At 36.1% G+C, this 14,243-nt stretch carries 13 protein-coding genes and 1 tRNA gene; 1 reads left to right on the forward strand and 13 read right to left on the reverse strand.

What is annotated here, in order from left to right:
- Positions 1–82: 82 nt before the first annotated feature.
- Positions 83–1,138, forward strand: coding sequence for a peptide chain release factor 1 (gene prfA, locus J7J10_02740; GenBank protein ID MCD6129850.1), 1,056 nt, complete (start codon positions 83–85; stop codon positions 1,136–1,138).
- Here prfA and J7J10_02745 read toward each other — a convergent pair.
- The 13 genes from J7J10_02745 to J7J10_02805 form a co-directional block, all read right to left on the reverse strand.
- The gene (locus J7J10_02745; GenBank protein MCD6129851.1) at positions 1,135–1,740 is read right to left on the reverse strand and encodes a molybdenum cofactor guanylyltransferase; all 606 of its coding nucleotides are present in this window, start codon (positions 1,738–1,740) and stop codon (positions 1,135–1,137) included. The two genes, prfA and J7J10_02745, sit on opposite strands and share 4 nt — an antisense overlap.
- A complete protein-coding gene (locus J7J10_02750) occupies positions 1,740–3,233 on the reverse strand; it encodes a radical SAM protein (GenBank protein ID MCD6129852.1) in 1,494 nt (497 codons plus the stop codon). The genes J7J10_02745 and J7J10_02750 overlap by 1 nt, the downstream gene beginning before the upstream one ends.
- A gap of 14 nt (positions 3,234–3,247) precedes the next feature.
- Positions 3,248–3,451 (reverse strand): hypothetical protein, encoded by a 204-nt coding sequence (locus J7J10_02755; protein ID MCD6129853.1) that lies wholly within the window; start codon positions 3,449–3,451, stop codon positions 3,248–3,250.
- Positions 3,452–3,697: 246 nt separating this feature from the next.
- Entirely contained in the window at positions 3,698–4,282 is a 585-nt protein-coding gene (locus J7J10_02760; GenBank protein MCD6129854.1) for a hypothetical protein, read from the reverse strand.
- The gene (locus J7J10_02765) at positions 4,279–4,899 is read right to left on the reverse strand and encodes a TIGR00296 family protein (protein MCD6129855.1); all 621 of its coding nucleotides are present in this window, start codon (positions 4,897–4,899) and stop codon (positions 4,279–4,281) included. The genes J7J10_02760 and J7J10_02765 overlap by 4 nt, the downstream gene beginning before the upstream one ends.
- Entirely contained in the window at positions 4,896–7,655 is a 2,760-nt protein-coding gene (gene ileS / locus J7J10_02770; GenBank protein ID MCD6129856.1) for an isoleucine--tRNA ligase, read from the reverse strand. Before ileS ends, J7J10_02765 begins: the two co-directional genes overlap by 4 nt.
- A gap of 1 nt (position 7,656) precedes the next feature.
- The gene (locus J7J10_02775) at positions 7,657–10,011 is read right to left on the reverse strand and encodes a phenylalanine--tRNA ligase subunit beta (protein MCD6129857.1); all 2,355 of its coding nucleotides are present in this window, start codon (positions 10,009–10,011) and stop codon (positions 7,657–7,659) included.
- A gap of 2 nt (positions 10,012–10,013) precedes the next feature.
- A complete protein-coding gene (gene pheS, locus J7J10_02780; protein MCD6129858.1) occupies positions 10,014–11,021 on the reverse strand; it encodes a phenylalanine--tRNA ligase subunit alpha in 1,008 nt (335 codons plus the stop codon).
- A gap of 2 nt (positions 11,022–11,023) precedes the next feature.
- Positions 11,024–11,365: a 50S ribosomal protein L20 gene (gene rplT / locus J7J10_02785; protein ID MCD6129859.1), complete on the reverse strand. Its 342-nt coding sequence runs from the start codon at positions 11,363–11,365 to the stop codon at positions 11,024–11,026.
- A gap of 9 nt (positions 11,366–11,374) precedes the next feature.
- Positions 11,375–11,584: a 50S ribosomal protein L35 gene (rpmI, locus tag J7J10_02790; protein ID MCD6129860.1), complete on the reverse strand. Its 210-nt coding sequence runs from the start codon at positions 11,582–11,584 to the stop codon at positions 11,375–11,377.
- An 8-nt stretch (positions 11,585–11,592) separates the two neighbouring features.
- Positions 11,593–12,090, reverse strand: coding sequence for a translation initiation factor IF-3 (gene infC, locus J7J10_02795; protein ID MCD6129861.1), 498 nt, complete (start codon positions 12,088–12,090; stop codon positions 11,593–11,595).
- A gap of 23 nt (positions 12,091–12,113) precedes the next feature.
- On the reverse strand, positions 12,114–13,991 hold the full coding sequence (gene thrS, locus J7J10_02800) for a threonine--tRNA ligase (protein ID MCD6129862.1): 1,878 nt from the start codon (positions 13,989–13,991) through the stop codon (positions 12,114–12,116).
- 20 nt (positions 13,992–14,011) lie between these two features.
- A tRNA-Val gene (locus J7J10_02805) sits at positions 14,012–14,086 on the reverse strand.
- Positions 14,087–14,243: the final 157 nt, after the last annotated feature.

Below are 14,243 nucleotides of genomic sequence, written 5' to 3' on the forward strand. Positions count from 1 at the left end.
TTTGCCATTATTATTATGGGTTAGTGTAATAAAAATGAGTTTATCAACAGTCTGTGAAGACCTGACCCCAATTGGAGGAGAAATGTTATCCAAAGTGAAAAGAATTAAAAAGAGATTTGACGAAATAACAAATTTGCTTATTCAACCAGAAATAATAAGTGATATGGAAAAATATAAGAAACTTTCTTCGGAACGAAAGGCAATAAAACCTATCGTTGATGTGTATGAAGATTATTGCCGCATTTTAAAAGAGACAGAAGAGTGTGAAGAGATGTTGGCTGATCCTGAATTAAAGAAATTGGCACAGCAAGAAATAGAAACACTGAACAAACAAAAGGTAAGGTTAGAAGAGAAGATGAAAGTTTTGCTTATTCCACATGATCCGCTGGATGAAAGAAATGTGATATTGGAGATAAGGGCAGGGACAGGTGGAGGAGAGGCGGCACTTTTCGCTCATGATCTCTTCAAAATGTATACGGGTTATGCTTTAAGAAAAGGGTTTCAGATTGAGGTGATAAGTAAAAATCTGACTGAGATGGGAGGACTTAAAGAGGTTATTTTGAATATTAAAGGTAAGGAAGTATATAGATTTTTTAAGCATGAGAGTGGCATTCATAGGGTCCAGCGAGTGCCTGTTACAGAATCGAAGGGAAGGATACATACCTCAGCGGTAACTGTAGCTGTTTTTCCTGAAGCCGATGAGGTGGAAGTGGATATAAATCCAGATGATTTGAGAATAGATACCTTTAGAGCCTCGGGTCATGGTGGTCAACATGTGAATGTTACGGATTCTGCAGTGCGTATAACACATATTCCCACTGGCACTGTGGTGAGTCAACAAGACGAAAGGTCTCAATTTAAGAACAAAGTAAAAGCATTAAAAATTCTAAGGGCTAAATTGCAACAACATTACCAACAAAAACAGAAAGAACAAACGGAGGAATCGCGTAAAAAACAGGTGGGAACAGGCGACCGCTCAGAAAAGATTAGGACCTATAATTTTCCTCAAGGGAGGGTTACGGATCATAGGATAAATCTTACATTATACAAATTAGAATCTGTAATGGATGGTGATTTAGATGAAATAGTAGAAGCGCTGAGCATCTATGAGAAGCAGCAGGCACTAAAAGATCTTTAAAACCCGATATTGTATGTTTTAAGCTCCTGGGTTGTATTGATGTTCACCAAGGATTTTTCAGCTTTAATAGATACGATTTCTTCTTCTTTTATAATATTTAATTTAAGATGAGGTAAAATATCTCTTATCCGTCTTTCACCTTTTCTTATCGCTTCTTCTATTGTTTTTAAACAACTCTTTTTATATAAAGCATGCAATGTCTGGAATCTTTCTTTGTAAAAGGGAACCACTATATCTACATTGTCTCTTTTTTTCCACTCATATTCAATGAGTTTGGTATCAATGAATGGCATATCGCAACCGCAGACGAATATCCAATCTGTAAGTGCATTTTTCAATCCTGTATAGATACCACCCAATGGGCCAAGGTAGGGTATTTCATCTTTAAAGGTAGTAACATTTAATTTTCTGTATTCTTCTGTTTTGTTAGCTATAATTATTACTCTTTTGCATAAAGTCTTCAATGTCTCTATCTGATGTTGAATTACAGGTTTTCCCTCAAGTTTTAAGAACGCTTTATTTCTTCCTATTCTTCTTGACCCACCGCCGGCTAATATGACAGCAGTGGGTTTTTGTTGAAGATTACAGCTTTTAGATGACATTAAACAGCGGCGGTGAAATATTTCTTCTTTTGTTTATCAATATAAGTGCCTTTCAGATATATATTTTTCCAATAAGGGTCCAGAAGCTTTTTTAGTTTCTCATCAAATTCTATAAGTCCTTTATTGTATTCTTCATCCTCTAACGCTTGTTTTGCATATTCATCTTCGGGCTGGGCGTTATATTTTTTTACCAGTTCTATGGCTGTTTTATGATGGTCTCTTATGGGACATCCCATAATATAATTACCTACCTCAGCTGGCGGTCTCTTATATCCATACTTATCTTGCCATTTTCTCACTGCTTCAAAGAATGGTTGATTATATACATCATTTAAGTTTTTACCATCTTTGTATGACTCCAATATATTTACAGGTGAATATGGATAAAAAGCACATGGTGTTACAATTCCGTTCCAGTCTATATACAAATATCCTCCTTCTCTACCTGAGGCAATACATCCTGTGGCTAAGACACCACTGTTCCAGAAATCGGGATAGAACAATTTCTTTTCCCATAGTATTTCTCTTTCCCTCTTGAACAGTTTTAACCTTTGCTCCGGTGTAATCATTAAATCCAATGTGTATTTATCTCCTATCGGCATATATTGGAATAACCATCCATAAGTTGCCTTTTGTTTTTCGAAATAGAAATCGAGAAATTCATCGCTTACCAGAAGCTCCGCATTATGCCGCGTGGGTGTTACAGATATACCAAACGGCACACCATACTCCCTCAAGTATTCAAATGCCTGCATTATCTTTTTGAATACACCTTTTCCTCTTCGCGCATCTGTTTCTTTTTCAAAGCCCTCTACCGAAACGGCAGGTGTAACATTCCCCAAATCTGCCATTCTTCTTGCAATTTCTTTAGTAATTAATGTTCCGTTTGTATAGAACATAAAGAAATTCTCAGGATACTTTTCTACCATATCAAGAATGTTTTTCCCTTCGCTCTGGTAGATGAAAGGTTCTCCTCCTGTGATTACCGTAAAATGGGAACCCCAAAACTCTGTTTTCTCTTTTATTATACGATCAAATAAATGAAAGGGAATAGTTTCTGCCGATTTTGAGTCAGAAGAAGCATAACATCCGATACAATGGAGATTACACCTCTTGGTAGGCGCAATGACCAAAAATGCAGGGGGGTCTCTCCTGTATTTTTCTTTAAATGCTTTAAATTTTCTTTCTTTTTCTTCGTTAGGCAACATCAGATATTTTGCAAATACATGGATCATTACATTTACAACATTTGGTGACAAAAGTCCTTCTCTTATCCTTTTGTCTACCATTTCAAACAGGTTATTCAACACTCTGACTTTTTCTTTCTGCATCTCTAGTGGTCTATTTTCTATATTTTCTATAACCAGTTTCTTAAACGCTAAGGTTTCTCCTTGTTTGAGTAAAAAAGACCTCGTAGTTTTGTAACTCATCATTATTTTACCAACATCCGTGGTAACGTTAGAAAGAGTGCTTGTAAACTTTCTTAAGTTCATTTGATATTCTCCTCTTACTTACATTTCATACTTTTTACATCAGGCAAACCAACATTTTTTACATCATTCAAGAATGATTTTAAAAAGTCGGATCGCAATCTTATGTATTGGTCTATCAACTCTGTTAAAACTTGTGCTACGGATTTCCCCTCCAAAGAACTTATTGCCTTTAGAATTTTGGCTTTTTCCTCTTCAACTCTTACTGTAAACCCTCGCATTCTACACCTCTCTTATAATTATGCATCAATAATATTATAATGCAATGATGCAAAAAGTCAAGTTTAGTAATATAGATTATGGTTATTATCTAAGAAAACTGAGGATTACAATAATGTAAATAGACCTCTCTTGGAGAACTGGTTTTTTCGCAAACTTGCAAAAAAAACCACAAGAAGGGAAATCTCAAACCTTATAAGGCTTTCTTTACAACAAAGAGATGTAATGTTTGATTTAGTAAGAGTAAACTACAACGATTTAGATCTTTCTTCTATCTCTTCAAACACACTGAATACATTTTCCAATGCTGTACTTATCCACTCCTTGCTATCGTTTATATATCCTTCAATTAATGTTCCCGTTCCCATCTCTTCTTTTTCTTTAAATAAGAGATAGCTGACAAATCCTATGATGCCACCAACAATAAGAGAAGAAGAGAAATCAAGGAGCTTCTTTCTAATAAGACGAGACAAAAAAATATTGGATAGAACTACAGTACTTCCCACCGCAGTTGCTTTTATTCCACTTCTTTCTACATTTATCAAGTCTATTGGTGCTAAATATAGTCCATATTCAGAAGCAATTTTTGCTCGGCGTTTAATGTTTTCCCATTCTTGTTTGTTTTTAGTTATATACTCTTTACAATTTTTCTCCACAAAATTTGTTAAATCGGTGAGCATAGATTGGAGATTACTCTTCCCCCAGTCTTCCAATTTTTTCTTTAAATCTTCCAAAACATCTTTTTCTGGAATTATTTGTATAGAATAATCTGTTTTTAATGTAGATGTAAGCTCACTTAGTTTGTTGTTATATTTTTCCAATATTTTTTTCATGTTTTCACCTCTTTTTTAATATCTCTTTCTTCTATTTCCCCGCCGGGCGAGATTTCTCTAAATATTTGTCCAAAAAATTTAAAAAGCTGGCAATATCTGTTCTTATAGCAATCGGGCGCAAGTCCTGCCTTCAGACATATATGTTTTAAAAATGTCTCCTCATCCCATTTCTGTTCTACCGGCACCTGTGGAAGTAAGATGCCACTCCATTTGCCGCAGCGTATAAACAATCCATGTTCACCAATCTCAAATTGCAAAGAGTATTTCTGGTGTGGGTTGAGCATTTCTGGTTCAGAGAGAACGCTAATCTCTATTGTTGTGAGATTGAGTTCTCTTTCTTTTAAGTGGTCAAATCGCGGATCATTGAATGCGCTGGATATAGCAGCATCAATTATTGAGCTGATCAAAGGCCCTTCTCCTAATGGATAGCCTATACATCCTCTTAGGTTGTGGGAAGGATAACTTTCCAATGTTACGAATATTCCTCTCTGTTCATTAAAAATGGATGGATAGTTTTGAGGTTGAGTAAGATATTTGTGTTCTTTTAGATAATATTCTATGGATTCTCTTGCTAATTTTACAAGGAAAATACCTTCTTCTGCCGAAAGTTTTCTCATATCCCATCTCCTAAAACATTTCTGCATCTTTTACACAATTTATTTGCATCTACATCTGTATCATATTTCCAACAACGCTCACATTTTTTTCCTCGAGCATGAGCTACATATATTTTTAGTCCTCCTTCTTCCAAACAATACAAAGAAGAGGCAGGTTTTTCATTTAAAAATAGATGAGAAGCAATGGCAATATCTGCCAATTCATCTCTGTGTTTTTCCAATATTCCTCTGAATTTCCCATCATCTTCAATGTAGATGTCAACTTCGAGAGAATTGCCAATCTTCTTTTGTGAGCGAATCACCTCTATAGCTTTGTCTGTTTTAGTTTTGAGTTCTCTCAAAGCTGTCCATTCTTCTGTAATCCGGGTATTTAACCAATCATCGTTTAATTTGGGAAACCTTTCCAGATGCACACTTTGTTTCTTTTCTTTTAAGTTTGCAAAGGAATAAGCCTCTTCGGCGGTAAATGAGAGAATGGGTGCGATTAAAAATAAAAATGTGCGTAGTATTTCAAACATTGCCGTTTGCGCACTTCTTCTTTTGTTGCTATTCATGCTTTCACAATACAACCTGTCTTTTAGTATATCAAGGTAAAACGAACTTAACTCATTTGCACAAAAGGATGTAATCAACTGATATATTTTATGATACTCGTATGTTTCATAACTGTTTAGGATTTTTCTCTTTAAGCTTTCCAATTCTGTTAATATCCATTTGTCTATGTTTTCTAAGTCTTCATGCTTTAATTTATCCCTTTCGTCAAAATCGGACAGATTACCAAGAAGAAATCTCAGTGTATTTCTCATCTTACGGTAGTTGTCAATTAACCTCTTTAATATTTCAGGGGAGAGTTTAATGTCATTTCGATAGTCTGAAGCGCAAACCCACAACCGTATTATCTCTGCACCGGATTTGTCTATTATTTCCTGAGGAGAAATTACATTTCCCAACGATTTGGACATCTTTTTCCCTTCTGCATCTACTACAAAACCATGGGTGAGAACTGTGTTGTAAGGAGCTCTGCCTCTGGTGGCAACAGACTCCAGGAGCGAGGACTGAAACCATCCGCGATGTTGATCTGAACCCTCTAAATACATATCTGCTGGCCATTTTAATTCTTTCCTTTCTTCAAGCACAGCGGCATGACTCACGCCAGAATCAAACCACACATCCAAAATATCTGCTTCTTTCTCGAATTCTTTTCCCCCGCATCTTTCACATGTAAAATTCGATGGTAGAAAATCTTCTACCTTTTTTTCGAACCATATATCTGTTCCCTCTTTTTCCACATTTTCTGCTACTTTTTCTACAAACTCTCTACTAAATTGGATGGTGCCGCATTTTTTACATTTGATTAAAGTGATGGGGACGCCCCACGCTCTCTGCCTGGATATGCACCAATCGGGTCTTGTCTCCATCATAGCCTGCATTCTATTTTTCCCCCATTCCGGTATCCACTGAACTCTGTCTATTTCTTGTAAGGCTTTTTCTTTCAAGGGTTCTATAGGTATAAACCATTGTTCTGTAGCTCTAAAAATGACAGGCTTCTTACATCTCCAGCAATGAGGATAGGAATGGGTGATTTCTTCTTCTAAAACTAAGGTGTTCATCTCTTTTAATTTTTTTATAATAGCTTCATTAGCATCAAAAACGAACATATTGCTAAAATACTCTATATTAGAGGTAAATCTTCCCTCTTCATCTACAGGAGAATAAACAGGAAGATGATATTTTAATCCTATACTATAATCTTCTTCTCCGTGGCCTGTAGCAATGTGAACACAACCTGTTCCTTCATCTAAATTGACAAAGTTTCCATTAAGCACCCGACTAATACGACCATAAAAAGGATGTGCCAGTTCCATTCCTTCTATTTCCTTTCCCTTGATGGTGGAGATGATATTGTAATTTTTGATGGAGAATTTCTCCATCAGTTTTTCAACTAAACCCGTGGCTAAAAAGTAAACATTTCTTTTTCCAATATCTACAAAGCTATAATCTATATCAGGATGAACACATACCGCTAAATTTGCAGGTAAGGTCCAGGGGGTGGTAGTCCAGATAATTACACTGACTTTTTTCCCCAGGAATCTTTTGTCATTTTGTGACATGTTGGTGAGAAAAGGAAAGCGTACATAAACAGATGATGACCTGTCTTCTTCATATTCTACTTCTGCTATTGCTAATGCTGTTTTACAGGATGGACACCAGAAAACAGGTTTTTTCTTCTTGTAGATCGTGCCTTTCCCTACAAATTTAGCCAATTCCCTCAGTATGTTTGCTTCGTATTTATAATCCATAGTAAGGTAAGGTTTGTCCCACAGGCCAAATATACCCAACCTTTTGAATTCCTCTCTTTGAATGTCTACAAATTTTGCGGCAAACTCTCTACATGCCTTTCTCATTCTTTTTTTATCTGCTTTTCCTATTTCTTTTTCTACCTGATGTTCAATAGGAAGACCATGGCAATCCCAGCCAGGAACGAAAGGAGTGTTGTAGCCATTCATAAATTTTGCTTTTATCACAATGTCTTTTAATATTTTGTTCAATGCATGTCCAATATGAATATGACCATTAGCATAAGGAGGACCATCGTGAAGAATAAATGTACTTTTTCTTTTTTTACATTCTTCCAATATCTTTTCGTAGAGCCTTATCTTTTCCCATTTTTCTAATATTTTAGGTTCTTTCTCATTGAGATTTGCCTTCATTGAGAATTTTGTTTTGGGAAGGAGCAGTGTATCTTTATAGTTCATCTTACCTCCTCAGGCGAGCCGCGAATTTTTCCTCTATTCTTTGCACAACCTTGTTTATAATATACTGAACCTCATTATCGGTAAATGTCTTTTCATCATTTCTCAGGATGATGCGAAATCCCACACTCTTTTCTTTCCCTTTGGTGAATAGGTCAAAGATATATATTTTATCGATGTGTTTATCTATATCTTCTATTGTTTTTAGAATTTCACCTACCAGTATATTTTTATCCATGAATAATGAAATGTCTCTAATAATCAGCGGATACCTGGGTAAATGGCGAAAGAAGATGAGTTTTTTGCTTTTTTCTACTATTTCTGCAAGGTTTATTTCCCCTAAAATGATGGTGTTTTTTGTCTTCAATCTTGTTTTGTGAAGTATTTCAGGGTGAATCTCACCGAAATGACCTATTATTTTTTCCCTAAATATTACATCAGCTGCTTTCTGGGGATGGAAAAATGGATTTTGAGTTTGCCTGTATTCTACATCTGCACCTATTAGATAAAATACATTCTCAAAAAAACCCTTTATATCGTAAAAATCAAAATTCACCTCTTTTTCATGCCAGCAGGGTTCATACCTTCTACCAAACAGAGCTATACCCAGAGTGAGTGGTTCATAAGGTAGTTTCCCTTTTTCACCTTCTATAAAAATCTTTCCTATCTCAAACAAGGGAACTCTCAAAACAGATCGGGATACATTCAAAATTACATTATTTAGCAATCCCAATAGGAGGGTAGGGCGCATCACATTTTGTTCCAGGGAAAGCGGATTGTTTATTTTTACTACTTCATTTTCATTTTTTATCAGGTTATATTTTTCTAATTCTTCTATATTTACAAAGGAGTAATTTATTACCTCCGATAATCCGTTATTTAAAAATGTATCTTTTATTTTTTCGGATATAGTAGCTAATTTATTTTTCTTTTGAGGGATTAGGGGAGTGGAGGGAAGAATGGAAGGAATATTGTTATATCCGTAAATTCGAGCTACTTCTTCGGCGATGTCCTCGCACTGAAACAGGTCAAAGCGAAATGTGGGAACATGGACGAGAAATTGTTCTATTCTGTCTTCCAAGCCCATATGTAGATTTTTAATAATATTTCTTATCTTTTCATCTTCTATATCATATCCGATAATTTCTCTTATATCGTTATATGAGCATATTATTTCTTTTTCTGGAAAGCTTGCGGTTTTTACATCTACGAGTTCGTGAACAATATGTCCCTGAGCATATTTTTGTATGAGATAAGCGGCGTAGTTTACTGCCTCCATTGTTTCTTTGGGATCTACTCCTCTTTCAAAGCGGTGTGAGGCATCAGTGTGCATCATAAGTTTTCGAGCTGTCATCCTTACCGATACGGGGTTGAAGTGGGCACTTTCTATTAAGACATCTCTTGTTTTTTCAGTAACGCCTGTTTCTTCTCCTCCCATAATCCCTGCGATAGCTATGGGTTTTACCTTGTCTGCGATAACGAGCATATTTTCAGAGAGCGTTCTTTCTTTTTCATCTAGTGTGATGATATTTTCTCCATCCTTAGCATTTCTCACGATAATTTCACTGCCTTTCAATTTTTCTACATCAAATGCATGCAAAGGCTGTCCTAAAGCGAGCATAACATAATTTGTAATATCCACAATGTTGTTGATAGGCCTTATCCCGCATTTAAGGAGTCTGAAACGAATGAGAAATGGAGATTCTTTTATGTTTACATTTTTTAGTAGTCGAGCAGAATAACGGGGACAATCTTTGGTATTTTCTACCGTTACTTTTATCTTTTGTTCAAATTTTTCTTCTTCTAAATTATATTCTAATTTTTTTAATGGTTTATTAAAGATAGCAGAAGCATCTCTGGCAATACCCAACATGGAAAAGCAATCACCGCGATTGGGGGTAATATCAAAAGTTATTAGACAGTCATTAAATTCTTTTATATCTTTCAGGTATGTGCCGTTTTCTACTTCTTTTTCCAGCTTTATCAATTCTTCATTTTCCATTCCGAGGTCTTGAGTTGAACATATAACACCATAAGACACTTGACTGCCAAATGTCATTTTTTGTACTTTCTTTTTTCCTACCTTGCCTCCTGCCTCTACCACCGGTATCTTGTCTCCTATGTTCAGTGAAAGATTGGTTGCAATTTCTATATCTTTATCTTTTATATCTACTGTTACCCAGTTAATGTTTCCTTTTTTTATATCTTTTATTTCTCCTGCTCGAGCCGATCCCAGCATTTCATTCAAGCAGATTATACTCTCTGCTTCTAATCCACCCATTGTGAGTTTGTACGCGAATTCCCTGGCATTGCAGGGAATTTCTACGAATTCACTGAGCCAGTTTAATGAAATAATCATAACTAAGCAAAATTTTTCAAGAATCTATAATCGTTTTCAAAGAGTAGCCTGATATCATCTATGCCGTATTTGAGCATTGCCATTCTCTCTACACCCATACCAAAAGCTAAGCCTTTCCAAATTTTCGGGTCGTATCCTGCCGCTTTAAATACATTGGGATGAACCACACCGCAGCCTAATATTTCCAGAAAACCTGTGTATGAACAGAGTCTGCAGCCGTCTCCCTTACATATAATACATTCTATGTCTACTTCTGCCGAAGGCTCGGTAAACGGAAAATAACTGGGGCGAAAACGGAGTTTTGTCTCTTCTCCAAAAAATTCCTTTAAAAAAACTGTCATAATACCTTTTAGATGAGAAAAACTCACCTTCCTGTCCACTATCATTCCTTCTACTTGATGAAACATGGGCGAGTGAGAGACATCGGCATCTCTTCTGTAGACCTTTCCCGGCGATATAAACATTAAGGGGGGCACTTTCTCCCTTAAGACGCGTATTTGTACAGGAGAGGTATGGGTACGCAGAAGTATGTCCTCATCTATGTAGAATGTATCATGCATGTCTCTTGCCGGATGCTCTTTGGGCATGTTGAGCATATCAAAATTGTATAATTCATATTCTATCTCCGGTCCTTCCTCGATAGAGAAATTCAGTCCTTCGAATATACCTTCTATTTCTCTTAGAACGATATTCAAAGGATGCAGACTGCCTTTTGCATATCTTCTACCGGGGAGAGAAACATCCAATTTTTCCCTCTCCAAGGATAGATTTTCTATTTCTTTTCTTATACCTTCATTTTTCTGTGAAAATATCTTTTCTGCTTCTTTCTTCAGTCTATTTATCATCTCTCCGTAGTTTTTCTTTTCCTCTGCAGGAAGGGTGGAAATATTCTTTAAAAGTTTCGTTATATAGCCCCTTTTACCTAAGTATGCAGCTTTTATTCGCTTCAGGTTTTCTAAGTCACGAATCTCTTTTATTTCCTGATTTAACTTCTCTAATATTTTTTTCAACTTTACTTTACTGCCTCTACTATTTTTTTAAATGTTTCTGGTTCTCTTATCGCGAGTTCTGAGAGCATTTTTCTATTTATATCTATTTCGTTTTTCTTTAAACCGTGCACAAAACTACTATAGTTGAGACCCAAGGCTCTTACTGCAGCATTGATACGAGTAATCCATAGTTTTCTAAATTCCCTTTTTCTTATCTTTCTATCTTTGTAAGCATTAGATAACGCTCTGCGCACAGCTTCTTCAGCATTTTTATAGGTACTATGTCTCCTCTGATAGTAACCTTTTGCCATTTTCAGTATCTTTTTGTGTTTTCTTCTCCTATAGGGACCTGTTCTAACCCTCATTTTTCTCTCCTATGCGTAAGGCAAAAGCCTTTTTAAATTCTTTTTTTCTTTACCCTTAACGATATATGCAGCTTTTCCTAAATTTCTTTTCCTCTTTCTATTTTTACACTCCAAGAGATGACCTCTGGACGCTTTGGCTCTTTTGAATTTTCCGCTTGATGTTTTAGAGAATCTTTTTGCTGCCCCTCTCTTCGTCTTTAACTTTTGTAACTTTTGCATTTGTCCTCCTATTTTGGCAAAAAAATAATTACCATTCTGCGACCTAACATTTGAGGAGTTCCTTCCATTGTTCCTACATCTTCAAGATCGCTTTTCAATCGCTCAATAAGGTTATTAACGAGCTCATGTTTTACGAATTCTCTTCCCCTAAAGAATACATTGAATTTCACTTTACAGTTTTCTTCTAAGAAATTATATGCACACGATACCTTTACATTGTAATCTGCATCAGCGATACGAGGCCTAATTTTTACCTCTTTTACTCTCATCACCTTGCGTTTCTTTTTTGCTTTTTGTTCTTTTTTCTGCTGTTCATACTTATATTTTCCGTAATCCATTATCTTACAGACAATGGGCTCTGATTTTAGAGAAATGGCAACTAAGTCTAATCCTGTTTCTTTTGCTCTGTTCAATGCCTCGCTTATGGGAGTGATGCCTATTTGTTCCCCTTTTTCATCAACTAATCTCACTTCTTTAGCTTTGATGTTTTCGTTAATATGAGGCATTTCCCTTCTTCTTTTAGAGATATTCATATAGTTTGATTTATTTTGTTTTTACACATTTCATTTATCATATTTGAAAAAGTGTCTACGCTAAAACTACCCATATTTCCTCCCTTTCTTTGTCTTACAGTAATATTTTTTCTCTCTTTCTCTCTTTCCCCTACAATGCACATGAATGGAATATGTTCTTTTTCTGCTTCTCTTATCTTTTTAGATAAGGTTTCTCCTCTTGTATCTATTTCTATTCTTAAACCTTTCTCATTGAACTGATTATATATCTCCATTCCGTAAGAAAAGAACTTTTCGGATATAGGCAGAATGCGTGCCTGTACCGGTGCAAGCCATAAAGGAAAATCTCCGGCGAAATGTTCTATTAAGATAGCAACGAACCGCTCAATAGAACCCAAGATTACACGGTGAACCATCACAGGCCTTTTTTCTTTTCCATCTTTGTCTATATATATCAAATTGAAACGCTCAGGCAAAGCAAAATCACACTGAATCGTAGCACATTGCCACTCTCTATGCAAGGCATCTTTTAATTTAACATCTATTTTTGGCCCATAAAATGCCCCTTCACCTTCGTTTATCTGGTATTTTTTACCTGTTTTTTCTAATGCTTGCTGTAGGGCTTGTGTCGCCTTTCGCCAGTTTTCTTCACTCCCTATGTGTTTTTCCGGTTGAGTAGAGAGTTCTAATGTGAAATCAAATCCGAAGATATCCATTGTATCCTTTACGAAGTCCAGTACCTTTATGATCTCCTCGTTTAATTGATCGGTCTTGCAAAAGATGTGGGCATCATCTTGTGTAAACTCCCTCAATCGCAACAAACCGTGCAAAACACCGCTTTTTTCATGTCTATGCACTATGCCCAATTCAAAATATCTCTTGGGCAGTTCTCTGTAACTCCTCTTTTTAAATGCATAAACAGCAATATGTCCCAAACAATTCATGGGTTTTATGCCAAATTCCTGGGCTTCTACTTTTGTGAAATACATTAAATCTCTATAATTATCATAATGTCCGCTTTTCTTCCATAACTCTGATCTCAGAAGTTCAGGCCCTTTTACAAGTTCATACCCTTTTTTCAGGTGTTCTTTCATTTCGTATTCTTCTATTAAATGCCTGAGCATTGCCCCTTTGGGATGCCAGATGACAAAACCTGCACCTATTTCATCTGTGATGTGAAACAGATCCAACTCTTTTCCTAATTTCCGATGGTCCCTTTTCTTTACTTCTTCTAAAAAATGAAGGTAATTATTTAGATCTTTCTTTGTGGTGAAACACGCTCCGTGTATTCTCTGCAACATTGGCCCTGTTTCTATGCCCTTAAAATATGCACCTGATACAGTTAAGAGTTTGAAATACTTTATAAAAGAGGTAGAAGGAACATGCGGACCTCTACATAGGTCTGTAAAATCCCCCTGGGTGTATAGACTTACTCTATTATCTTCTATTCTTCCAAGTATATCTACCTTGTATTCATCATTACTGAAGTAACTTAGTGCTTCTTCTTTGGATAATTCCTTTCTTTGAAAACTATAATTTGCTTTGACAATTTTTTTCATTTCGTCTTCTATGGGAGAGAGATCAGAAACCGTGAGCGTTTTTCCAATATCTATATCGTAGAAGAAACCACTATCCGTTGCAGGACCAATGGCAAATTTCGCATTTTTATATATGTGTTTTATGGCTTGAGCCATTACATGAGCTGCACTATGCCGCAGGACTTGAAGACCTTCATCGTCATCTGCGGATATCAGTTCAACTTCTTTTTCAATATCCAATATCGTGTTCAAATCAACAAGCTTGTTATCAATCCTCGCAACAACAACATTGTTCTTTCTATTTTCTCTTATATACTGCAATATGTTTGTATTCTTTTTTAAGTTTACTTTTTCCATTTGTTCCTATAACACAAAAATGGTGGGCGCAGGAGGTTTTGAACCTCCGACCCCTTGCACGTCAAGCAAGTGCTCTCCCCCTGAGCTATGCGCCCACACAAGCAAGTATTTGTTAGCACTGAATATGCAAAATGTCAAGACAAACAACAAAGTTGTTTGCTTGCAACTCTCTGCGAGAGTTGTCAAGACAAAGCTTCCCCTCTGTGCCAATATAAGTGAGACACTTCCCAACCCACAATTTAATGTATAATA

The organism is Deltaproteobacteria bacterium (genome assembly GCA_021159305.1).
Lineage (GTDB): Bacteria > Campylobacterota_A > Desulfurellia > JAGGSF01 > JAGGSF01 > JAGGSF01.